At 69.4% G+C, this 21149-nt stretch carries 22 protein-coding genes; 11 read left to right on the top strand and 11 right to left on the bottom strand.

The features are described from left to right. Positions 1-43: 43 nt before the first annotated feature. The 5 genes from ACFQ7F_RS37085 to ACFQ7F_RS37065 all read right to left on the bottom strand — a co-directional run bounded on the left by ACFQ7F_RS37085 (position 44) and on the right by ACFQ7F_RS37065 (position 3882). Positions 44-799 (bottom strand): SDR family oxidoreductase, encoded by a 756-nt coding sequence (locus ACFQ7F_RS37085; protein ID WP_383280785.1) that lies wholly within the window; start codon positions 797-799, stop codon positions 44-46. A 65-nt stretch (positions 800-864) separates the two neighbouring features. Further along, positions 865-1656, bottom strand: a complete 792-nt coding sequence (locus ACFQ7F_RS37080; protein ID WP_383280782.1) for an SURF1 family protein — start codon at positions 1654-1656, stop codon at positions 865-867. A 132-nt stretch (positions 1657-1788) separates the two neighbouring features. After that, on the bottom strand, positions 1789-2022 hold the full coding sequence (locus ACFQ7F_RS37075; protein ID WP_383280779.1) for a hypothetical protein: 234 nt from the start codon (positions 2020-2022) through the stop codon (positions 1789-1791). An 89-nt stretch (positions 2023-2111) separates the two neighbouring features. Then, entirely contained in the window at positions 2112-3128 is a 1017-nt protein-coding gene (locus ACFQ7F_RS37070) for a DEDDh family exonuclease (RefSeq protein WP_383280776.1), read from the bottom strand. 31 nt (positions 3129-3159) lie between these two features. Next, entirely contained in the window at positions 3160-3882 is a 723-nt protein-coding gene (locus tag ACFQ7F_RS37065; protein ID WP_383280773.1) for a TetR/AcrR family transcriptional regulator, read from the bottom strand. A gap of 71 nt (positions 3883-3953) precedes the next feature. Here ACFQ7F_RS37065 and ACFQ7F_RS37060 point away from each other — a divergent pair, with 71 nt between their 5' ends. The 7 genes from ACFQ7F_RS37060 (at position 3954) to ACFQ7F_RS37030 (ending at position 10851) form a co-directional block, all read left to right on the top strand. Continuing rightward, the gene (locus ACFQ7F_RS37060) at positions 3954-4751 is read left to right on the top strand and encodes an acetoacetate decarboxylase family protein (RefSeq protein WP_383280770.1); all 798 of its coding nucleotides are present in this window, start codon (positions 3954-3956) and stop codon (positions 4749-4751) included. Position 4752: 1 nt separating this feature from the next. Next, positions 4753-5637, top strand: coding sequence for an SDR family NAD(P)-dependent oxidoreductase (locus ACFQ7F_RS37055; RefSeq protein ID WP_383280768.1), 885 nt, complete (start codon positions 4753-4755; stop codon positions 5635-5637). Between the two features lie 14 nt (positions 5638-5651). Next, positions 5652-6965, top strand: coding sequence for an amidohydrolase family protein (locus ACFQ7F_RS37050; RefSeq protein ID WP_383280765.1), 1314 nt, complete (start codon positions 5652-5654; stop codon positions 6963-6965). A 32-nt stretch (positions 6966-6997) separates the two neighbouring features. After that, positions 6998-8248 carry an amidohydrolase family protein gene (locus ACFQ7F_RS37045; RefSeq protein ID WP_383280762.1) on the top strand — a complete coding sequence of 417 codons (1251 nt, stop codon included), beginning with the start codon at positions 6998-7000 and terminating at the stop codon, positions 8246-8248. 49 nt (positions 8249-8297) lie between these two features. Beyond that, complete coding sequence (locus ACFQ7F_RS37040) at positions 8298-9014, top strand: VIT family protein (protein WP_383280759.1); 717 nt, start codon at positions 8298-8300, stop codon at positions 9012-9014. A 143-nt stretch (positions 9015-9157) separates the two neighbouring features. After that, the gene (locus ACFQ7F_RS37035) at positions 9158-10042 is read left to right on the top strand and encodes a sterol desaturase family protein (protein ID WP_383280756.1); all 885 of its coding nucleotides are present in this window, start codon (positions 9158-9160) and stop codon (positions 10040-10042) included. After that, entirely contained in the window at positions 10039-10851 is an 813-nt protein-coding gene (locus ACFQ7F_RS37030; RefSeq protein WP_383280753.1) for a lysoplasmalogenase, read from the top strand. Before ACFQ7F_RS37035 ends, ACFQ7F_RS37030 begins: the two co-directional genes overlap by 4 nt. On the opposite strand, the gene ACFQ7F_RS37025 is transcribed toward ACFQ7F_RS37030, so the two are convergent. The 4 genes from ACFQ7F_RS37025 to ACFQ7F_RS37010 form a co-directional block, all read right to left on the bottom strand. Then, a complete protein-coding gene (locus ACFQ7F_RS37025; protein WP_383280750.1) occupies positions 10781-11839 on the bottom strand; it encodes a CopD family protein in 1059 nt (352 codons plus the stop codon). The two genes, ACFQ7F_RS37030 and ACFQ7F_RS37025, sit on opposite strands and share 71 nt — an antisense overlap. A gap of 106 nt (positions 11840-11945) precedes the next feature. Beyond that, entirely contained in the window at positions 11946-12497 is a 552-nt protein-coding gene (locus ACFQ7F_RS37020; RefSeq protein ID WP_383280747.1) for a hypothetical protein, read from the bottom strand. A 69-nt stretch (positions 12498-12566) separates the two neighbouring features. After that, complete coding sequence (locus tag ACFQ7F_RS37015; RefSeq protein WP_383280745.1) at positions 12567-14153, bottom strand: S8 family serine peptidase; 1587 nt, start codon at positions 14151-14153, stop codon at positions 12567-12569. A gap of 14 nt (positions 14154-14167) precedes the next feature. Then, positions 14168-15700: a S8 family serine peptidase gene (locus tag ACFQ7F_RS37010; RefSeq protein ID WP_383280742.1), complete on the bottom strand. Its 1533-nt coding sequence runs from the start codon at positions 15698-15700 to the stop codon at positions 14168-14170. Positions 15701-16027: 327 nt separating this feature from the next. On the opposite strand from ACFQ7F_RS37010, the gene ACFQ7F_RS37005 reads away from it, so the two are divergent. From ACFQ7F_RS37005 to moaA, 3 genes are all read left to right on the top strand, one after another. Then, a complete protein-coding gene (locus ACFQ7F_RS37005; protein WP_383280739.1) occupies positions 16028-16396 on the top strand; it encodes a DUF485 domain-containing protein in 369 nt (122 codons plus the stop codon). Beyond that, positions 16393-18027 (top strand): cation acetate symporter, encoded by a 1635-nt coding sequence (locus tag ACFQ7F_RS37000; protein WP_383280736.1) that lies wholly within the window; start codon positions 16393-16395, stop codon positions 18025-18027. Before ACFQ7F_RS37005 ends, ACFQ7F_RS37000 begins: the two co-directional genes overlap by 4 nt. Before the next feature lie 181 nt (positions 18028-18208). Further along, positions 18209-19216 (top strand): GTP 3',8-cyclase MoaA, encoded by a 1008-nt coding sequence (moaA, locus tag ACFQ7F_RS36995; protein ID WP_383280733.1) that lies wholly within the window; start codon positions 18209-18211, stop codon positions 19214-19216. A gap of 587 nt (positions 19217-19803) precedes the next feature. On the opposite strand, the gene ACFQ7F_RS36990 is transcribed toward moaA, so the two are convergent. Both ACFQ7F_RS36990 and ACFQ7F_RS36985 read right to left on the bottom strand, forming a co-directional pair. Continuing rightward, on the bottom strand, positions 19804-20034 hold the full coding sequence (locus ACFQ7F_RS36990) for a hypothetical protein (RefSeq protein ID WP_383280730.1): 231 nt from the start codon (positions 20032-20034) through the stop codon (positions 19804-19806). A gap of 189 nt (positions 20035-20223) precedes the next feature. Continuing rightward, positions 20224-20613: a DUF3099 domain-containing protein gene (locus tag ACFQ7F_RS36985; protein ID WP_383280727.1), complete on the bottom strand. Its 390-nt coding sequence runs from the start codon at positions 20611-20613 to the stop codon at positions 20224-20226. A 214-nt stretch (positions 20614-20827) separates the two neighbouring features. Between ACFQ7F_RS36985 and ACFQ7F_RS36980 the strand changes: the two genes are divergently transcribed. Then, positions 20828-21106 carry a GlsB/YeaQ/YmgE family stress response membrane protein gene (locus tag ACFQ7F_RS36980; RefSeq protein ID WP_383280725.1) on the top strand — a complete coding sequence of 93 codons (279 nt, stop codon included), beginning with the start codon at positions 20828-20830 and terminating at the stop codon, positions 21104-21106. The last annotated feature ends 43 nt before the right edge of the window (positions 21107-21149 follow it).

Raw genomic sequence — 21149 nt, 5'->3', positions numbered from 1 at the left:
CTCCAGCCCGGCCGACGCCCTACGTCCTACAGAAACCCCGCGGCTAGAACCCGTGCCGCGCCCCACCGTCCACCGGCAGCATGACCCCCGTCAGGTAGGACGCCGCAGGCGAGAGGAAGAACGCCGCCGTACGTCCGAACTCCTCCGGGGTCCCGTACCGCCGCAGCGGAATCCGGGACTCGTGGCCCGCCCGAGTCGCCTCGGGGTCCGCCGAGAGCCCGTCCAGCTGACGCACCCGGTCCGTGTCGATCCGGGACGGAAGCAGCCCGACGACGCGGATGCCCCGGGGACCGAGCTCGTCGGAGAGCGACTTCGCGAAGCCCGCGAGTCCGGGCCGCAGTCCGTTGGAGATGGTGAGACCCGGAATCGGCTCATGCACTGAGGCGGAGAGCACGAAGCCGATGACGCCTCCGTCGCCGAGCTCGGCCGCCGCCCCGCGGGCCAGGCGTACGGCCCCGAGGAAGACGGACTCGAAAGCCGACTCCCACTGCTCGTCCGTGTTGTCGGCGGCGAAACCCGGCGCGGGCCCACCGACACTGATCAGTACACCGTCGAAGCTCCCGAAGTGCTCACGCGCGGCGGCGATGAGCCGACCCGCGACGGCCGGATCGGCGTTGTCCGCCGCGAGGCCCCGGGCGTTGTCGCCGAGCTCGGCCGCCGCGTCGGCGACGGTTTTCTCGTCCCGGCCGGTGATCAGTACCTTCGCGCCGTCCGCGACCAGCGCACGCGCGGCGGCGTTGCCCAGGCCCCGGGTGGCACCGGTGATGACGTAGACGCGGTCCTTCAGTCCAAGATCCATGGCCCTATCCTGCCGCCTTGCGGCAGCCGAACGCGAGGGAGGTGCTCCCACTGAGGGCGGGGCGGCTACACCGAGGCGGGCGTGGCCTCCGGCGCAGGCGCCTGAGCGGCAGCCGCGCGCCGGTCCTTCACTTCCCTGCGCACCAAAACCACCCAGCCGATGGGTACACCCGCGCAGAACAGCCACCACTGGACGGCGTACGCCATATGCGGGCCGATGTCGCCGTGCTCGGGCTCGCCGATCAGCTGGGGGGAGTCCCCGACGGGCTCCGGCGAGGTCAGCTCGACATAGCCGCCGAGCACCTCCTTGCCGAGGCTGTGCGCCTGCTGCCCGCTGCTGATCAGCATGATCTGACGGTCCGGCAGCCCCTGGATGTTCTTGATGCCGCTCTGCGCGGACGTCTCGTCGGCCATCATGCGGCCGGTGACGGTGATCTCGCCCTTGGGCGCCGCGGGGACCTTCGGGAAGGCGGTCTGCGGTCCGTTCGCCGGGATCCAGCCCCGGTTGACGAGCAGGACCTTGCCGTCGTCGAGAACGAACGGGGTCAGGACGTGGAAGCCGATCTCCTCGTCGGAGTTCGTGCGGCGCCGCACGACGACCTCGTCCTTCGTGTCGTACGTCCCGTGCGCGCTCACCCTGCGATAGCGCTCGGAGTCCGCCACGGAGTGGCCGGGCGACGTCAGCTGCTCGGCCGGTACCGGCCTCGCGTCGAGCGCCTTGGAGATCTCCGCGTTCTGCGCGACGCGGTGCTCATGGCGGTGCAACTGCCAGAAGCCCAGCTCGATCATCGTGGGGATGAGAACGAGGCCGATGAGGGTAAGGATCACCCACTGCCGGGTCAACAGGAAGCGGTACACCCCACGACGGTACAACTCGGTCGTGGGGTGCGTGGGAGTGGGGTACTCCGGGCAGTGGTGGGGGCCCGAGGGAGAGCGGTGGTGGGGGCCCGAGGGAGAGCGGTGGCGGGGACCCGTGAGGGAGAGGCCGGGTCACACCCTGTCGATGATGCCCACCTGCCCCTCCGCCCGCGAGCAGTGCGCACCGCAGTACCACTGCCCCTCGACCTCCACGCCCTGGCCGATGATCCGGCACCGGCAGTGCTCGCAGATGGGCGCCATGCGGTGAATGGCGCAGGAGAAGCAGTCAAAGACGTGCACTGCCCCTTGGGCATGAACCTCGAAGGACATGCCGTAGTCGTTTCCGCAGACCTCGCAACGTGCCATGCGCCACAGGGTGGGACGCGCGGCGCCCGCATGCGAGCAAGCAGGCGGGAGCCGGGCCGATAATCACCCGTCTGACGTCTGCGGGCGGCTCAGGCCCCCGTCGCGGGAGCCGCCGGGGCGACATCCTGGAGGAGCTGGCCGAACGCGGCCTCGTCGATGACGGGCGTGCCGAAGGTCCGAGCCTTCACGGTCTTGGACGTACCCGAATCCGGGTCGTTCGTGACGAGCAGGCTGGTCAGTCGCGACACGCTCGTCGCGATGTGCAGACCGGCCTCGACCGCGCGGTCCTCGAGCAGCTCGCGCTCGATGGAGGTGTCGCCGGAGAACGCGACGCGCATGCCCTGCTGGAGCGGTTTGCCCGTTTCATACCGACCTGGGTTGGGATAGGGGCAGGCGGGCCGCTTGCGCGAGGGGCGCCAACTCCCCGGACCGAACGAGGAGTACGAGGACGATCCGGAGCCCGGTCCCGTCGGCTGGCGGACGATCCGGGGCGCCCCGTCGGACCACTCGGTGAGCGGACGGCACTCCAGGAGCGGCAGCCGCACCCCGCCGCTCGCCGCGGCCTTGAGGCTGGGCCTGAACGCCTCGGCGAGCACGCGCGCGTCGTCGAGCGCGTTGTGCGCGTTGCGCTGTTCGACGCCGAAGTGCGCGGCGAGCGACTCCAGCTTGTGGTTGGGCAGCGGGAGCCGCAGTTCCTTGGAGAGGGCGATGGTGCACAGGCGTTGGCGCACGGGGGCGGTGAGCTCCGCGCGTGCGTACTCCCTGGCGATCATCGACCAGTCGAAGACGGCGTTGTGCGCGACCAGGACGCGGTCGGCGAGGCGCGCGGCGAACTCCTCGGCGATGTCCTTGAAGAGCGGCGCGTCCGCGAGGAGGTCGCTGGTGAGTCCGTGGATCCAGACGGGTCCGGGGTCGCGCTGGGGGTTGACCAGCGTGTACCAGTGGTCCTCCACCTCGCCCTGGGCGTCCACCCGGTAGACGGCGGCCGACACTATGCGGTCGTCACGGGCGAGACCTGTGGTCTCGACGTCGACGACCGCGTACCCCGTTGGGTACGCGGCCGGCCAGGTGGCTGCGGACGCTGCGGTCGTCTGGTCTTCGAGCATGGTCCCTGAGGATACGGGCCGCGACTGACAGTCAGGTCCCCGGTCCGGTACGCGGGTCTGTCGCGTGGCCGATTCCGTCGCCGGGAGGTGTGGTTCCGGCGGTTGTCTCGCCGAGAAGTCCGGACACCAGTGCCCTTGTCGAGACGGTGAACAGTGCCTCGGGGTCGGCGGGCCTGGCGAGCGCGCGGGCGAGTGCCGGGTCGTGTTCGGCCGTCCGCGCGCCCCACAGCTCTTCCTCGCCGGGCCGCTGCACGGGCGCGCGTTCGCGGTTGCGCTCGACCAGGACGTGGCCGACGACATGGACCTGGACGGCGCGTACGGCGTCGGCGGCGCGGCTGCCGCGCAGGCCCGCCGCGTGCACTTCGTGGACGAGGACCTGTTGGGCGGGCAGGAACATCCGCTCGGTGAGGCCGCGTTCGTGCACCATCGCGACGAGGTGCGGGTGGTCGCGCAGCTGGCGGCGCAGGGCGCGCGCCACGGAGACGATGCGCCGGTCGGGGGTGCGTCCTGCGGGGCGGATCGCGCCGAGGTCGGCGAGGGTGCGCTCGACGAGGGCGTCCAGGAGCGACTCGCGGTTGCCGACGTGCCAGTAGATCGAGGTGACGGCGGTGCCGAGCTCGGCGGCGAGCTTGCGCATCGTCAGGGCCCCCGGGCCGTGCTGCTTCACGAGGGCCGCGGCGGCGGCGAGCACCTGTTCCCGGTCGAGATGGCCGCGTTGCCGGTCCGGATGCGCACGCGTCTCTTCACTCTTCACGCCTCCTGTTGTAACTGTGTTACAGAACCGCCCGCAAGACCTCTTGTAGTCCTGACGAAGGGTGGTACGACATGGCACGCGTACGTTATGGAGCGCGCACCGAGGCGGAGATCGCCGCGGCGCGCACCGCGAGTTCGAAGCTGCCCGACATCTGGTCCACCGGTGTGGTGGCCGTCTGGGAGAGCGATCCGGACGCGGTGGCGGCCGTCCTGCCGCCCCCGCTGAAGCCCACGCACCGGCCTCTGGTGCGGGCCAACATCAGCAAGGTCGACCTGCCCGGGTATCCGCTCGGCGCGGGCTCGGTGGCCGTCGCTGCCGAGCATGGCGGGGTGGCGGGCTGGTATCCCCTTGTGATGCCGATGACCCATGAGCGGGCGCTGATCGGCGGGCGCGAGGTCTTCGGGGAGCCGAAGAAGCTGGGCGAGGTCGAGGTGGAGCGCGACGGCCTGGTCGTCCGGGCCTCACTGGCCCGGCACGGCATCGCCTTCGTGGAGGTGCGCGGCGCGGTCAGCGGGACCCTGCCGCTTCCGGAGCCGGTCCAGAAGACCGACTTCTACTTCAAGTTCCTTCCCGCGGTGGACGGTTCGGGCTTCGACGCCGACCCGGTGCTCGTGCACTGCGTGCGCAACGAGAAGGTCCGCAAGCTGGAGGGCATCACCGGGGACGTCGTGCTGCGCGAGTCGATGTACGACCCGGTCGCGGACCTCCCCGTACGCGCGGTCGTCGAGATCACCATCGGCGAGAAGACCACCGACCAGAAGGGCCGGGTGGCCGAGCGGGTCAGCGCGCAGGCGCTGCTTCCCTACATCCACCAGCGCTACGACGACCCGCAGCAGATCCTCGACGGCCCGCCCGAGGGGAGCATCTGAGATGGAGTTGCGGGAAGGGCAGGTCGCCGTCGTCACGGGCGCCGCGAGCGGTATCGGCTTCGCCATGGCGCGGCGGTTCGCGGCGCAAGGGCTGAAGGTGGTCCTCGCGGACGTCGAGGAGGGCGCCCTGGAGAAGGCGGCGGCGGGTCTTCGCGAGGACGGGGCGAGCGTGCACGCGCGCGTGGTCGACGTCGGCTCGCGCGAGCAGGTCTTCGCGCTCGCCGACGCGGCGTACGAGAAGTTCGGCGCCGTCCATGTGCTGTGCAACAACGCGGGTGTCGGCTCGGGCGCCGAGGGGCGCATGTGGGAGCACGAGCCGAACGACTGGAAGTGGGCGTTCGAGGTCAATGTGTGGGGTGTCTTCCACGGCATCCAGGCCTTCGTGCCCCGGATGATCGCGGGCGGCGATCCCGGCCATGTCGTCAACACGTCCTCCGGTGACGGCGGCATCGCACCGCTGCCGACGGCGTCCGTGTACGCGGTCACCAAGGCGGCCGTCGTGACGATGACGGAGTCCCTGTACGCGCACCTGAAGGCGGAGCACGCGCGCGTGGGCGCCTCCGTGCTCTTTCCGGGGCCGTACATGCTGCGCACGGGGCTGTGGGAGTCACACCGCAACCGCCCGGACCGGTATGCCAAGTCCCGCCCCCGCAAGACCCCTTACCGCAGCCTCGGCCAGTGGGAGTCCGCGATGAAGGACGCGGGCCATGAGGTGGAGTTCACCCCGGTCGAGCAGGTCGCGGACTTCGTGGCGGAGGGGATCGCGGCCGACCGTTTCTGGCTGCTTCCGGAGAGCGAGCACAGCGACCGGCAGATCAAGGCCAGGTCGCTCTCGATGCTGGACCGCGCCAACCCGGCGTACCTGGAAAGCTTCATCCTCGACTGACTGAGGGACGTGTGATGACGGCTCAGCAGAACGATCGACAGAACGGTCAGCAGAACGACCCGTACCTGATCATCTCCTCCGACTGCCACGCCGGGCTTCCCACCGAGGAGTACCGGCCCTATCTGGACAGCCGCTTCCACCGGGACTTCGACCAGTTCCTGGGAGAGCGCGACGCCCGCCGTGCGGAGGCGACCCGGCTCGGCATCCGCAACGACGCGTTCGCCGCCAAGTGGTTCCAGGACAACGAAGAGGGTCTGCGCGGCGGCTGGGAGACCGGGCAGCGCCTCAAGGAGCTCGACGGCGACGGGGTGGCCGCCGAGGTCGTCTTCCCTGACGCGGACGCCGTGGACAGCCAGACGGCCGCGCCCTTCGGGGTGGGCCTCGGCCTCTCGGGGGACCAGGACCCGGAGCTCGGTATGGCGGGCGCGCAGGCGCACAACCGCTGGCTCGCCGATTTCGTTTCCGAGCACCCCGAACGGCACTGCGGTGTGGCCCTGTTGCCCATCACCGGCGAGGTAGACCGGGTCGTCGCCGAGGTCCACCGGGCCAAGGAGTCCGGGCTCGGCGCGCTGATGATCCCCTCCATGTGGGTCGACAAGGCGCCCTACCACGACCGCCGTTACGACCCCGTGTGGGCGGCGGCGGCCGAGTGCGCGATGCCGGTGGTGACCCACTCCGGGGCGGCGCCCCGCCACGAGTACGGCGATCACCTGGGGATCTACGTCTCCGAAGTGACCTGGTGGCCCGCGAGGCCGCTGTGGTTCATGCTCTGGTCGGGCGTCTTCGAACGGCACCCGGGGCTGAAGTTCGGCGTCGCGGAGTCCGGCTGCTGGTGGCTGCCGAACCTCCTGTGGTTCATGGACCGCCTCTACCTGGGCGCGCACGGCGGCAAGAAGCTCTCGCCGTTCGCGGAGCTCAAGCGGCCCCCGCACGAGTACCTGGACCGGCAGTTGTTCATCTGCGCCACCAACACCAAGCGCCGTGAACTCGCCCAGCGCTACGAGATCGGCGTCGACAACATCCTCTGGGGCAGCGACTTCCCGCACCCCGAAGGGACCTGGCCCGACACGCGCGCGTGGCTGAAGAAAACCTTCCACGACATTCCGGTGGGGGAGACCCGCCGGATGCTGGGCCTTGCGGCGGCGGAGGTCTTCGGCTTCGACACCGAGAAGCTGGCGCCGCTGGCCCGCCGGATCGGCCCGACACCGGCCGAGCTGGGCCAGGATGCCGATCAGGCGGCGGTCGAGGCGTCCTGGGCGCGCTCGCGCGACGTGGGGCGCCACTGGCTGACGGACCACGACTTCCCGGTACTGGGGGCCCAGACATGACCGAAGGCATGACGGAGGACGTGAGCGAAGACATGACCCAAGACACGGCCGAAGAGCGCTACACGGTCATCTCGGCGGACTGCCACGCGGGCGCCGATCTCCTGGACTACAAGCCCTACTTGGAGTCCCGCTTCCACGACGCGTTCGACGCGTGGGCGGCCACCTACGTCAATCCGTACGAGGACCTGCTCGCCGACACCGCCGACCGGAACTGGAACTCGGACCGCCGCCTCGCCGAACTGGAGAGGGACGGCATCGTCGCCGAGGTCGTCTTCCCGAACACCATCCCGCCGTTCTTCCCGACCGCCTCCCTGATGGCGCCGGCGCCCACACGCGGGGAGTTCGAGCAGCGTTGGGCGGGCCTGCGCGCCCACAACCGCTGGCTCGCCGAGTTCTGCGCCGATGCCCCGGGCCGCAGGGCGGGTGTCTTCCAGATCCTCCTGCACGACGTGGACGAGGCCGTCAAGGAGATCCACCGGTCGGCCGACGCGGGTCTGAGCGGCGGGCTTCTGCTGCCCGGCACACCGCCGGGCAGCGGACTCCCGGAGCTCTACTCGGCGACGTACGACCCGATCTGGGCGGCCTGCGCCGAGCGCGGCGTACCGGTCAACCACCATGCGGGCTCCGCCTCACCGCCGCTGGGCGACGAACCGGCCGCGCGGGCCGTCTTCATGGTGGAGACGACGTGGTTCTCGCACCGGGCGCTGTGGCACCTGGTGTTCGGCGGAGCCTTCCGCCGCCACCCCGAGCTGCGGCTCGTGCTCACCGAGCAGGGCTCGGGCTGGATCCCGGGCGTGCTCGACATGCTGGACTACTACCACGGGCGCCTGGTCGCGGCGGCGTCGAAGGCGGACAACTCGGGGACGGCGGAGGCGAAGTTCGGTGCGGGGCTCGCCGATTCGATGGGCAAGGGGCCGTCCGAGGTCTGGCGCGAGAACTGCTTCGTCGGAGCGAGCTTCATGCGCCCCCACGAGGCGCTGATGAGGGACCGGATCGGCCTGGACAAGATCATGTGGGGCAGCGACTATCCGCACGACGAGGGCACGCACCCGTACTCGCGCGAAGGCCTGCGCATCGCCTACGCGGGCCTCCCGAAGGACGAGATAGCGGCCATGGTCGGCGGCAACGCCGCCGGTGTCTACGGCTTCGACCTGGAGCGGCTCGGAGCGATCGCCGCGCGCGTGGGACCGACGGTCCAGGAACTGGACGAACCCCTCAAGGAGACACCGGCAGGAGCGACGAGCCCGGTGTTCGCCAAGGGAGGGTCGGCCCGCGTCTGGTGACGGCGTGCCCCTGCCGAACTCGCTCTCCCGGGGGTGAGACCCTCCCCGGGTGAGCGATCAGGCAGCTGGACATGACGAACCGCACGGCGGCGCTCTCGCATCGCGCCTCAACTGGCTGCGTGCGGCGGTACTCGGGGCCAACGACGGCATCGTCTCCACGGCCGGTCTCGTCGTCGGCGTGGCGGGTGCCACCGGCGATCGCAGCACGCTGCTCACGGCCGGTCTCGCCGGGCTGCTCGCCGGGTCGATGTCGATGGCCGCGGGCGAGTACGTCTCCGTGTCCACCCAGCGTGACTCCGAGAAGGCCGCCCTCGCCATGGAGAAGCGCGAGCTGCGGGAGCAGCCCGAGGCCGAACTGGTCGAGCTGACGGATCTGCTCGCGGAGCGGGGGCTGAGCCGTGAGGTGGCCAGGGAGGCGGCCGAGCAGCTCACCGAGCGGGACGCGTTGCGGGCGCACGCGCGCGTGGAGCTCGGTATCGACCCCGATGACCTCACCAACCCGTGGCACGCCGCCTGGGCCAGCTTCGTGGCCTTCACGGTGGGCGCGCTGCTTCCGCTCCTCGCGATCGTCCTGCCGCCCGCCGACTGGCGCCTATGGGTCACCGTCGTCTCGGTCCTCGGCGCGCTCGCCCTCACGGGCTGGAGCAGCGCGCGGCTCGGTTCAGCGGTGGTGCGGCCCGCCGTGGTGCGCAACATAAGTGGAGGGGCGCTCGCGATGGCGGTGACGTACGGGGCGGGGGCGCTGCTCGGGGCGGTGGGTGTCTGAGCGTCCACTTTTGTCGGAGCGCCTGCATTTGTTTGAGCGTCCGCTTTTGGCGGAGATCACCAACGTTCGTCGCCTTACCGCTGGTAATACTTGTCGGTAACTACGTCTAGCGGCGGCCGACAACGGGCCCTTACGGTGCACGCATGCCGCCGAACCTGCCCGATGTCGTGCTGTGGTCCATCCCCGCCTTCGTGCTGCTCACCGTGGTGGAGATCGTGAGCCACCGGATCCATCCCGACGAGGACGAAGCCGGGTACGAGACGAAGGACGCCGCCACCTCCATCACCATGGGGCTCGGCAGCCTCGTCTTCGACTTCCTGTGGAAGATCCCCATCGTCGCGATCTACACGGCGGTGTACGCGCTGACGCCGCTGCACATCCCCGTCCTGTGGTGGACGATCCCGCTGATGCTGCTCGGGCAGGACTTCTTCTACTACTGGTCGCACCGCGGACACCACGTCATCCGCATACTGTGGGCCTGCCACGTCGTGCACCACTCCAGCCGCAAGTTCAACCTCACGACGGCGCTGCGCCAGCCCTGGACGAGCCTGACGGTCTGGCCGTTCTACATCCCGCTGATCGCCCTCGGCGTGCATCCGGCGGCGCTCGCGTTCTGCTCGTCGGCGAACCTCGTCTACCAGTTCTGGATCCACACCGAACGCATCGGCAAGCTGCCCCGGCCCTTCGAGTTCGTCTTCAACACCCCCTCCCACCACCGCGTCCACCACGCGTCGCAGGGCGGCTACCTGGACCGCAACTTCGGCGGCATCCTGATCATCTGGGACCGCGTGTTCGGCTCCTGGGTCGCGGAGACGGACCGCCCGGTCTACGGCCTCACGAAGAACATCGCCACGCACAACCCGCTGCGGGTGGCCACGCACGAGTACGCGGCGATAGCCAAGGACCTCAGGAAGGCGACCAGCTGGCGCGAGCGGGGCGGGCGGCTGTTCCGCGGCCCGGGCTGGCAACCGCAGACGCCGACAGCGCCACAGACGGCACCGGAGCCTGTGGCGGAGGGTGCGGCATGAGCCCTGTCCCCGTTGTGGGCAGGCGTTCCGCACGGCGGAACGGGTGGGCACAACCCCTGACGCCGGGTGCCGAACCAGAGGCGTCCGCTAGAGCACGGCTGCTCCTCGCGGCGTTCGCCCTCGCCGCAGTCGGCGACCTGGCAGCACTCCTGGCAGGCTCCGACGCGGCCCACACAATCTTCAAGCCGCTGCTGATGCCGCTCCTCGCGGCGTACGTGGTCACAGTCAAAGGCCCGCGCCTACTGACCGCCGTGCTCCTCTTCGGCTGGGGAGGCGACACCCTCCTCCTCTTCGACGCCGACCCCGCGTTCCTGGCAGGAATGGGCTCCTTCGCGGCGGGCCACATCTGCTACCTCGTCCTCTTCAAGCGCCACGGCTTCAAGCACAAGGGCTTCAAGCACAACGGCACGTCACGCGCGCGTGGTGCGTGGCTGGTGGCCGCGTACGCCACCGCCCTCATCGTCACGGTCGCCCTCCTCTGGCCGGACCTCCCCCCGGACATGCGCGGTCCGGTGGCGGGCTACAGCCTCCTGCTCACCGCGATGGCGTTCGCCGCCACGAGGCTGGGCCCCGTCGCGGCGGCAGGCGGCGCGCTGTTCCTCCTGTCGGACACCCTCATCGCGACCGGCGTCGCCGAGTGGCCGCAGGCCCCGCGCCCCGACTTCTGGATCATGCTCACGTATATAGCCGCCCAGTTCCTGCTGGTCAGAGGCGTACTAGGGGCGTGCCCCGCGCAGCTCACCAGCGAATCGGCAGCGGCAACGCGGTCAGCAGCGCCGACACCGCCACGACGAGACCGAGCACGATGACCTCCCCACGCGCGGGGGAGTAGGCGGAGGCGGGGTCGGTGGCCCTGCGCAGCCGTCGGCGCGCGAGCAGCGCGAGGGCGGCAACGACCACCACGAGGAGCACCTTGGCGAGCAGCGTGCGCCCGTAGGCCGTCTCCGTGAGCTGGTCGGCGACCGTGCCCGCCGGCATCCGGCGCAGGGTGCTGAACACCCCCGTCACCGTGATCGCGGCGAACAGGACGGCCGCCACGCGCGCGTAGAGCCCCAGTACCGCCGCTCCCGCCTCCGGGGCGAACGTCCGCCACAGCCGCAGCATGCGCATCACCTGCAACAGGCCACCCGCCCACAGCACCCCGCACGTCAGATGTACCAGCGTCAGACCGGTGCCGATGAGCGGGGTGTCCTCCACCGGAGAGTGGGCTCGCAGCGCCTCCGCCACGATCACCGCGGCCAGCGGAAGCGCGGCAGTGGAAGGCCGCCGTGAGCGCGAGCACAGCAGCGCCACGATGAAGGCGTTGACCTCCAGGAGCGCCAGCCTGCCGTCCCGCGACGCGTAGAGGCCGCCGATGTCCATGTCGGAGAGTTGGTGCGGCACGAGATTGCCGGTGGCCACCACCGAAGCGAGGCCGAGCGCGGCGACGATGCCCGCGCCCGCCGCGTACGCCGCCCAGCTCCGTGGCTCACGGTCAAGGGGCGCCCCCGGCACCCTGCGGGCCAGACGGATCGCGTAGATCTCGCCCAACTGCACGCAGAGCGCGGCGAACATGACCGTCCGCAGGAAGGTGATCCCGGCCGTGCCGGGCGCCTCGGCCTCCCCGGTGCCGCTCAGCACCGCCGACGGGCCGAGCAGGGGGATGAGGGCGGCGACGAGCACCAGGGCGAGCACGGCGACCGCACGGGCCGTGGAGGGGCGTCGGCGCGGCGCGCTGTGCGAGGCGTGGGGCGTGGCGGCGACCGCGTCCGGCGAGGCCTCGCCGCCGGAGTCGGCGGACGGCTGTATGGAGCTCACCACATGATCTTCACCAGGTGCACCCTTAACGGGCAAGTCCTGGCAAACAACTGGCTGAAGCTCATTCCGCCCGGCGGGAGCTTCGCGGGCGGCGTACCGGGTCGGGCTACTCCGTGGGAGCGGCGGCCGTCCACCCGAGCTTGATCTCCTTCTCCGGCTCCGAAGGCTGGAGGTCCCAGCCCAGCGGGGCCGCTGTCCGCACCACGTAGGAGCCGCCGACACCGCGGTAGAACCGCAGCGGGACCACGCACTCCTTGGGCAGCTCCGGGGTCTTGGGGTCCTTCGGGGCCGACAGCTTCCGTGTCCACTTGTCGAGGTGCTTGTCGACCCGCGCGCGGTAGAAGTCGGCGTCTCCCTCGTGCTGCAACTCCGGCCAGGTCACGGCCCACAGCGGCCACAGCTCCATGCGGCCGAGGGTCGCGTCCATGACCTTCTCGAAGCCGCGCTCGTAGCCGGGAATGATGTACGTGAAGATCTCCGTGATCATGGCGATCGCGATGAGGACCAGCGCGAACGCGATCCACACCACCCACCACACGGGCAGCACGATCACCGTGGCCACGAACTGGAGCACCAACTGCCAGGTGGGCCGGACGGGCCGGGGCACCCAGCTGTCCGTGTCGACGGCGCCGAATGCGGGATTTCGGTACTCATACATGGGACGAGATCCTCTCGCGAAGGGCCGGGCGGCACACAGCCGCCCGGCCCGGTCCGCCTTACGAACCCGCTACTTCCGCACGGCGTCGAGCGCGTCGATCATGCCCACGCCGTAGAAGCCGTTCTTGTTCTTGCCGCCCGCGCAGACCGCGTCGACCTTGCCGTCACCGTCGATGTCGTACGGATCGGTGCACTTCATGGCATCGGCCTCGCCGTAGAGCAGCGCCTTCACCTTCGCCGATGACGCGTGCGGGTGGGCCGACTTGACGAGTGCGGCGACGCCCGCCGCGTGCGGTGACGCCATCGACGTACCCGCCTTGTAGCCGAACTTGTTGCCGGGAAGCGTCGACAGGATGCGGCCGTCCGTGGCCGGTGCGTCCGGCGTCTGGAACTTCGTGGAGTCGCCGCCAGGCGCCGCGATGTCGACGACGCCCTTGCCGTAGTTCGAGTACGAGGACTTGATGCCCTTGGCGCCCGTGGCCGAGACGGTCACGACACCCGGAAGCTGCGACGGCAGGTCGAAGCAGTCCGCGGTCAGAATCGTCCGCTCCGTGGGCGTCGTGTCGTCCGGGCTCGAGTCGTCGACGATCTCGTCCTGCGCGAGGTCCGTCTCGGCGTTACCGGCCGCCGCGACGTTCACCGCGCCCTTGCGCTCCGCGTACCGGGTGGCCCGCCCGACGGCGTCGACCAGGGCCTTCTGGTCGTCGTCCGTCTTGCAGTTGAAGAGCCACGGGTCGGTGTAGTAGCTGGAGTTGGTGACGTCCACTCCGTGATCGGCCGCCCACATGAAGCCGCAGACCACGGCCTCCGTGTAGTACATGCCGGTCTCGGGCTCGGCCACCTTCAGGCTCGCCACCTTCACGCCCGGAGCGACACCGGTGACGCCGGTGCCGTTCTTCGCGGCGGCGATCGTGCCCGCCACGTGCATGCCGTGGTCGCTCTCGCCTGCCACCGGACGCCACGCGTCGCCCTTCTGCACGGGCACGCCGCCCAGGCAGCTCGCGGACGCCTTCGCGTCGAAGTTCGGCGCGATGTCCGGGTGCGTGTCGTCCACGCCGGAGTCCAGGACGCCGACGGTGACCTTGGAGCTGCCGAGCGACTCTTTGTGGGCCTTGTCCGCCTTGATGGCGGGCAGGTCCCACTGGAGCGGCTCCAGCTCGTCCTGGCCCGGGGCCGCCTGACCTGCCGCCTGCTTCGCCTCGGCGGCGGTCAGCGGCCTGTCGGCCTCAAGAGCGTCGTCGGACTGCGCGGACAGCGGAGCCGTACGGGTGGCGCCCGCCGAAGCGACGCCCTTCGCCCCGCGGATCTTCTCGGCGAAGTCCGCGTCCGACGAGTGGACGACGATCACGCCGATCCTGTCGTACGCGATGACGACCTTGCCGCCCGCCCTGGCGATGGCCCTCTTCACGTACGCCGATGTCTTGGCGGACGGTGAACCGCCGTGCCCGGCGCGGACGTTGACGACGTAGCTCATCGACGTGCCGTCCGCGAGGGACGCGCCGAGGTCGGACACGACGGACGACACCGGGCCGCCGGGGCGGGACGCGGCGTCGGGCTGAGCCGATGCCGTGCCCGGCAGGAAGGCGACGGCCGATGCCACCGCCATGCCGAGCGGGAGTGCGAGCACGCGCCGGGAGCGCGTGAAGGGGGTGGTCATGGTGCGCGAGCCCCTCACTTCTTCACGGCGTCGAGCGCGTCGACGATCCCGCTGCCGTAGAAGCCGTTCTTGTTCTTGCCGCCCTCGCAGACGGCGTCGACCTTGCCGTCACCGTCCGGGTCGTACGGCGTCGTCGGGCAGCCCGGGTTGTCGGCCTGCTTCTTGAGAAGCCGCTGGATCTCGGCGGGGCTCGCCTTGGGGTGCGTCGACTTCAGGAGCGCGGCCACGCCCGCGGCGTGCGGGGATGCCATCGAGGTGCCCTGCAGCCAGCCGTACTGGTTGCCCGGCATCGTGGAGAGGATGCGGCCGTTCTTCGACGGGGTGTCCGCCGGGATCTGGCGGGCGTCGCCACCCGGGGCCGCGATGTCGATGACGCCCTTGCCGTACGTGGAGTAGTACGACTTGAGGTTCTGCACGCCCGTCGCGCTGACCGTGACCACGCCGGGAAGCTGCGTCGGGATGTCGAAGCACTCGGACGGGTCGATGGTGCGCGGCACCGGCGTCGAGTCGTCGGGGCTGGAGTCGTCCAGGATCTCGTCGGACGCGAGGTCGTGGTTGGAGTTGCCCGCGGACGCGAGGTTGAGGGTGCCCTTCTTCTGGGCGTACAGCTGGGCCCGGTTCACCGCGTCGACGATGGCCCGCTGGTCCGGGTCGTCCATGCAGTTGTAGAGCCACGGGTCCACGTAGTAGCTGTTGTTCGTGACCTCGATGCCCTTGTCGGCGGCGAACACGAAGGCGCAGACGACGCTCTCCGGGTAGAACAGCTCGCTGACCGGGTCGGCCACCTTGATGCCCGCGACCTGCACGCCGGGCGCGACGCCCGCGACGCCCACGCCGTTGCGCGCGGCGGCTATCTCGCCGGCTACGTGTGTGCCGTGGTAGTGGTCCGGCTTCTCCGGGCGCCAGGCGCCGGGCGATGTGTCCGCCTTGCCGCCGACACAGCTCGCCGACTGCGAGGCCGAGAAGTTGGGCGCGAGGTCGGGGTGGGTGTCGTCGACTCCGGTGTCGATGACGCCGACGGTGACCTTCTTGCTGCCCGGGTTGATCTTCGCTGCCTTGTCGGCGCCTATCGCGCGCAGATCCCACTGGTCGGCCTCGAGCGGCTCCGCGCCCGCATCGGCCTGCGCCTTGAGCGACTTGGCCTCGGCCTTCGACAGGAGGGTCGGTGCGCCCTCCTCCGTCGTGCCCGCCGCCGTCAGGGGCGAGGTGCGGGTCGCGCCCGCGGAGTGGACGCCCTTGACCTTGCGCAGCTGCTTGCCGAAGTCGGGGTTGGCCGAGTGCGCGACGATGACGCCGATCTTCGGGTACGCGACGACGACGGAACCGTCCGCCTTGGCGATCGCCCTTTTGACGTACGCGATCGTCTTGGAGTCCGTGCGGGTGTTGACGACATACGCGAGCTTCGGGGACTCGGCCTTCGCCGACGCGGTGGCGGGTGCGTCGGGGGCCGCGGTCGCGATGCCCGGAGCGAAGCCGACCGATGCGGCGAGCGCTATGCCGAGGGGCACGGTGAGCGCGATTCGGCGTCTGGAACGCAGATGAGCCATGGGGTCTCCACATCATCCGGATACGTGAACTGCCCGAACACATCTAGTGATCGGGCAGGTACATGACGGGGCGTGCAGGGTGAAGCTATCCCCAGAACTCCCAGGCCAGCAATGGATTCCGGAAGAAAGCAGTGCACCATGCCGGGCCGGGCGTGTCGTTATGACGTTGAACCGTTAACAAGAGCAACATCAACCCCCCTGTCGGATCACGCCCTGTGGCCTTAGCATCGCCATCCGTGGCTCACGTGATCCGTATCACTGCCGGATCGATGAGAGTCCATGGATCAGCTGTCCGTCCCCACCGCACCCGCACCACGAGGAGACTCCGTGGCCCCCGAAGCATCCCCACCGTCCAAGGACGGAGAAGCCCCCGTTCCGTACGCGCCGACCACGGCAGAATTCCTCGAGGAGCAAGCAAGCCCCGAGTTCGGTGAACTCCGCAAGGCGCACCGCTCCTTCGCCTTTCCGCTCACCGTCGCCTTCATCGTCTGGTACCTGGCGTACGTGTTGCTCTCGAACTACGCGGGTGACTTCATGGGCACCAAGCTGTTCGGCAACATCAACGTCGCCCTCGTCCTGGGCCTCGCGCAGTTCCTGACCACGTTCCTCATCGCCTGGTTCTACTCGCGCCACGCCGCAACGAAGCTCGACCCCAAGGCCGAGGCGATCAAGTCCCGTATGGAGGGCGGCGCATGAGCCCCGCGCTGAACACCACTGTCCTGGCAGCGGCATCCGACGCCTCCGAGCACCGGGTGCTGATCATCAGCCTCTTCGCGGCCTTCGTCGTCGCGACCCTCTTCATCACCGTCTGGGCGGGGCGCCAGACCAAGAGCGCCGCCGACTTCTACGCGGGCGGCCGCCAGTTCACCGGCTTCCAGAACGGCCTGGCGATTTCCGGCGACTACATGTCCGCCGCGTCCTTCCTCGGCATCGCGGGCGCCATCGCGCTCTTCGGGTACGACGGCTTCCTCTACTCCATCGGCTTCCTGGTCGCCTGGCTGGTGGCGCTCCTCCTGGTCGCCGAGCCGCTGCGCAACTCCGGCCGCTACACGATGGGCGACGTGCTGGCCTACCGCATGCGCCAGCGTCCGGTGCGCACCGCCGCGGGTACCTCCACGATCGTCGTCTCGATCTTCTACCTGCTGGCGCAGATGGCGGGCGCCGGCGTCCTGGTCTCGCTGCTGCTCGGCATCACCAGCGACGCGGGCAAGATCCTGATCGTCGCCCTCGTCGGCGTCCTGATGATCGTCTACGTCACCATCGGCGGCATGAAGGGCACCACCTGGGTGCAGATGGTCAAGGCCGTGCTGCTCATCGCGGGCACCATCCTGATCACCTTCCTGATCCTCCTGAAGTTCAACTTCAACGTCTCCGACCTGCTCGGCACCGCCGCCTCCAACAGCGGCAAGGGCTCGGCCTTCCTGGAGCCCGGTCTCAAGTACGGTGCGAGCGGCACCTCGAAGCTGGACTTCCTCTCGCTCGGCATCGCCCTGGTGCTCGGCACGGCGGGACTGCCGCACATCCTGATCCGCTTCTACACGGTGCCGACCGCCAAGGCCGCGCGTAAGTCCGTGAACTGGGCGATCGGCATCATCGGCGCCTTCTACCTGATGACCATCGTCCTCGGCTTCGGCGCCGCCGCCCTGCTCAAGCCCGGCGACATCATCGCCTCGAACAAGGCGGGCAACACCGCGGCGCCGCTCGCCGCCCTGGAGATCGGCGGCGGTGGCGACTCCACCGGCGGTGCGCTCCTGCTCGCCGTGATCTCCGCGGTCGCGTTCGCCACGATCCTCGCGGTCGTCGCAGGTCTGACCCTCGCCTCGTCCTCGTCGTTCGCGCACGACATCTACGCCAACGTCATCAAGAAGGGCAAAGCCACCGAGAAGGAGGAGATGAAGGCCGCTCGTTGGTCGACCGTCCTGATCGGCATCGTCTCCATCGCCCTCGGCGCCCTGGCCCGCGACCTCAACGTGGCGGGCCTGGTCGCCCTCGCCTTCGCCGTCGCGGCCTCCGCGAACCTGCCGACGATCCTCTACAGCCTCTTCTGGAAGCGGTTCACCACGCAGGGCGCGCTCTGGTCCATCTACGGCGGACTCGTGGCCGCGGTCGGCCTGGTCCTTTTCTCGCCGGTCGTCTCGGGCAAGCCCACCTCGATGTTCCCCAGCGCCGACTTCGACTTCTTCCCGCTGGAGAACCCGGGCCTGATCTCCATCCCGTTGGGCTTCCTGCTCGGCTGGCTCGGCACGCTTCTGTCGAAGGAGGAGCCCGACAAGGGCAAGTACGCGGAGCTGGAGGTGCGGTCCCTCACGGGAACCGGAGCCCACTGATCCCACTGGTTCCCACCTGAAACACGCATGTCAGCGGCCGCGTCGTAGATCATTGGTAGATCTCTACGACGCGGCCGTACCGCTCCTCGTGGGATCGGGCCCGGGTCGGTGTCAGTCCCGTCACGTAGGCTCGTGGTATCTGAACCGAACTGGATCGACCAGGATCAGGGAGGGGGCCCACGTGCTCATCGACACTTACGGCCGAGTGGCCACCGATCTGCGGGTTTCGCTGACCGACAAGTGCAATCTGCGGTGCACGTACTGCATGCCCGAAGAAGGCCTGCAGTGGCTGTCCAAGTCCGAGCTCCTCAGCGACGACGAGATCGTCCGTCTCGTCCGGATCGCCGTGACGCAGCTCGGCATCACCGAGGTCCGCTTCACCGGCGGCGAGCCGCTCCTGCGCCCCGGTCTCGTCGGCATCGTCGAGCGCTGCGCCCAGCTCGAGCCGCGCCCCAGGATGTCCCTGACGACGAACGGCATCGGACTCAAGCGCACCGCCGCGGCCCTCAAGGCCGCGGGCCTCGACCGGGTCAACGTCTCCCTGGACACGCTGCGCCCGGACGTCTTCAAGACCCTCACCCGCCGCGACCGCCACAAGGACGTCCTGGAGGGCCTCGAGGCGGCCCGCGACGCGGGTCTGACCCCGGTGAAGGTCAACACGGTCCTGATGCCGGGTCTGAACGACGACGAGGCCCCTGACCTGCTCGCCTGGGCCGTCGAGAACGACTACGAACTGCGTTTCATCGAGCAGATGCCCCTTGACGCCCAGCACGGCTGGAAGCGCGACGGAATGATCACCGCCGGTGACATCCTGCAGTCCCTGCGTACGCGCTTCGCGCTCACCGAAGAGGGCTCCGGCGAGCGCGGCTCCGCGCCGGCCGAGCGCTGGGTCGTGGACGGCGGGCCGCATCGCGTCGGCGTCATCGCCTCCGTCACCCGCCCGTTCTGCTCGGCCTGCGACCGCACCCGCCTTACGGCCGACGGCCAGGTCCGCACCTGCCTGTTCGCCTCCGAGGAGACCGACCTGCGGGCGGCTCTGCGGGCGAACGGCGAGGACAGCGAGTCCGGCTCGGACGAGGAGATCGCGCGCATATGGAAGCTCGCGATGTGGGGCAAGAAGGCGGGCTCGGGCCTCGACGACCCGACGTTCCTCCAGCCCGAGCGCCCGATGTCGGCGATCGGCGGCTGAGCTGCCCGGAGCAGGGGCAATGACTCTTATGACTTAACCCTGCGGTACCGCGCCCTGTACTATTTCCACCGTCGTGAACGGTTGTCTCCGGGCACGACGAAGGGCCCAGCTCCTGCCAGAGCCAGGCCCTCCGCGCAGTAGTTCACAAGCCCGGTCGCCTAACACTCGACCGGGCTTGCTGCGTGTAGCAGCGCCGGTCGCGACCGTCTCATGGGTGGGCGCCCTACTGGACGAACTGCCCCACACATCCGGTGATCGTTACGAGTAAGCCGAGCACTCCGATCAAGACCTGCCACTTCTCGGGGCCGGTCCAGGTCCTGCGCGCCTTCCACTGACGATCATTCATTTATTCACCCCCCTTCACCACGGAAATGGCCGCACGAGACCACACACAGAGGGGTCTGATGTTGGTCCGTCGCTCCGACGGGGGATGCGGAGCGCGTACGAAGTATCCCACGGAGAGCTCGGGGCCCGGCACTGGAACTACACGATTGATCTGAGGTTTTCTTGAGGTTTCCCAGATCAGACAGGGTCCCAACGGGCCCTGGGGGGTGCGTAGTTGACCGACCCCGCTCCGTTCTCGACGCTCAGCTCTCCGTGGGGCCGGCGTCGGGGGACTCCCACTCGGCCAGCGGCACGACATCCTTCAACATGCTGCGTACGCCCAGGAATTGAGAGAGGTGCTCGCGGTGTTCCTCACATGCGAGCCACGTCTTGCGGCGCTCAGGAGTGTGGATCTTCGGGTTGTTCCAGGCGAGCACCCACACTGCGGCGGCGCGGCAGCCCTTGGCGGAACAGATCGGTGTTTCGTCGCTCACGAGATACGTCCAAGTGCGTTCAAAACAAGGCGACGCCGAGCAGCCACGGGGGGAGCTGCCCGGCGTCGGTCTGTCGCTCCGACGGGGGATGCGGAGCGCGTACGAAGTATGTCATGGGGGACCCGGTGCCTGGCACCTCAACTGCATGATTGATCTGAGGTTTTCTTGAGCTTGGCGCAACGTCGACGGTCAGTTCTGGTGACCTGACGGGGCGCCCGGATCGCCCGGCGCGGGACCGGTTCCGGCTTCCGGGACGGGTTCCGCGGACTCGCCGTGCGCCGTCGGTGGCGGGAGCATCGGCCGGGACGGTGCCGGTACGAAGGTCGACGGAAGCGAAGGGATGTTCTCCCGGCCCGCGTTGGCGATCACGACAGAGATGTACGGGAGGAGGATGCCGAGCACCAGAGCGACGAGGGCGACATGCCGCTCGACGTTCCACAGCACCGCCGCGGCAATGACCGAAAGCGTACGGATCGACATCGAGATCACGTACCGGCGCTGCCTGCCGCGCACATCGTCCTCGAGTGACTGCCGGGCACCTGTGATCCGGAAGACCTGGGCGCCGCTCTGCTTCCGCATCACATTCCACCGCCTGCTCACAAGAAGCCGGGCGCTCCCGGCCCGGACCTGCTCCACGTTACGCCGGGGCTGCGCAGCCTTCGAGACGGGGGCAGGTCCCTTCTCGGTGTCCTGCCTGCGTCATGCCACGTATGGGCTCGCCCGACATGCGCCGTATGGAGGATCGGTCGACACTGACCGTAATGCTCATGTTGAGCCGGATGAGGAGGCAGCTATGAGCTGGTTGTGGGCCATCGTCGTCGGATTCGTGCTGGGGCTGATCGCCAAGGCGATCCTCCCCGGAAAGCAGCACAGTCCGCTCTGGCTGACCACGATCTTCGGCATCATCGGCGCGATCATCGGCAACTCGCTTGCCTCTGGGTTCGGCATCGCTGACACCAAGGGCATCGACTGGGGCCGACACGCCTTGCAGCTCGTGGCGGCTCTCGTCGTCGTGGGCGTCGGAGACATGCTGTACAAGATGATCAGAGGCAACAAACAGCAGCGGGCCTGACCTGCGGGTACGCGGCATGTGAAGGGGGTCGGCCCGTGCGGGC

The sequence above is a fragment of the Streptomyces sp. NPDC056486 genome, from assembly GCF_042795295.1.
Classification (GTDB): Bacteria; Actinomycetota; Actinomycetes; order Streptomycetales; family Streptomycetaceae; genus Streptomyces.
Note: the sequence above shows the minus strand (reverse complement) of the source record. Positions and strands in the feature narration are given on the sequence as shown.

What these genes read in the sequence shown, in the direction of transcription:
- ACFQ7F_RS36980 (WP_383280725.1), top strand. Translation starts at nt 20,828, where the DNA reads ATGAGCTGGTTGTGGGCCATCGTCGTCGGATTCGTGCTGGGGCTGATC.
- ACFQ7F_RS37055 (WP_383280768.1), top strand. Translation starts at nt 4,753, where the DNA reads ATGGAGTTGCGGGAAGGGCAGGTCGCCGTCGTCACGGGCGCCGCGAGC.
- ACFQ7F_RS37070 (WP_383280776.1), bottom strand. Translation starts at nt 3,128, where the DNA reads ATGCTCGAAGACCAGACGACCGCAGCGTCCGCAGCCACCTGGCCGGCC.
- ACFQ7F_RS37045 (WP_383280762.1), top strand. Translation starts at nt 6,998, where the DNA reads ATGACCCAAGACACGGCCGAAGAGCGCTACACGGTCATCTCGGCGGAC.
- ACFQ7F_RS36985 (WP_383280727.1), bottom strand. Translation starts at nt 20,613, where the DNA reads ATGCGGAAGCAGAGCGGCGCCCAGGTCTTCCGGATCACAGGTGCCCGG.
- ACFQ7F_RS37085 (WP_383280785.1), bottom strand. Translation starts at nt 799, where the DNA reads ATGGATCTTGGACTGAAGGACCGCGTCTACGTCATCACCGGTGCCACC.
- ACFQ7F_RS37035 (WP_383280756.1), top strand. Translation starts at nt 9,158, where the DNA reads ATGCCGCCGAACCTGCCCGATGTCGTGCTGTGGTCCATCCCCGCCTTC.
- ACFQ7F_RS37020 (WP_383280747.1), bottom strand. Translation starts at nt 12,497, where the DNA reads ATGTATGAGTACCGAAATCCCGCATTCGGCGCCGTCGACACGGACAGC.
- ACFQ7F_RS37000 (WP_383280736.1), top strand. Translation starts at nt 16,393, where the DNA reads ATGAGCCCCGCGCTGAACACCACTGTCCTGGCAGCGGCATCCGACGCC.
- ACFQ7F_RS37060 (WP_383280770.1), top strand. Translation starts at nt 3,954, where the DNA reads ATGGCACGCGTACGTTATGGAGCGCGCACCGAGGCGGAGATCGCCGCG.
- ACFQ7F_RS37010 (WP_383280742.1), bottom strand. Translation starts at nt 15,700, where the DNA reads ATGGCTCATCTGCGTTCCAGACGCCGAATCGCGCTCACCGTGCCCCTC.
- ACFQ7F_RS37030 (WP_383280753.1), top strand. Translation starts at nt 10,039, where the DNA reads ATGAGCCCTGTCCCCGTTGTGGGCAGGCGTTCCGCACGGCGGAACGGG.
- ACFQ7F_RS37015 (WP_383280745.1), bottom strand. Translation starts at nt 14,153, where the DNA reads ATGACCACCCCCTTCACGCGCTCCCGGCGCGTGCTCGCACTCCCGCTC.
- ACFQ7F_RS37075 (WP_383280779.1), bottom strand. Translation starts at nt 2,022, where the DNA reads ATGGCACGTTGCGAGGTCTGCGGAAACGACTACGGCATGTCCTTCGAG.
- ACFQ7F_RS37050 (WP_383280765.1), top strand. Translation starts at nt 5,652, where the DNA reads ATGACGGCTCAGCAGAACGATCGACAGAACGGTCAGCAGAACGACCCG.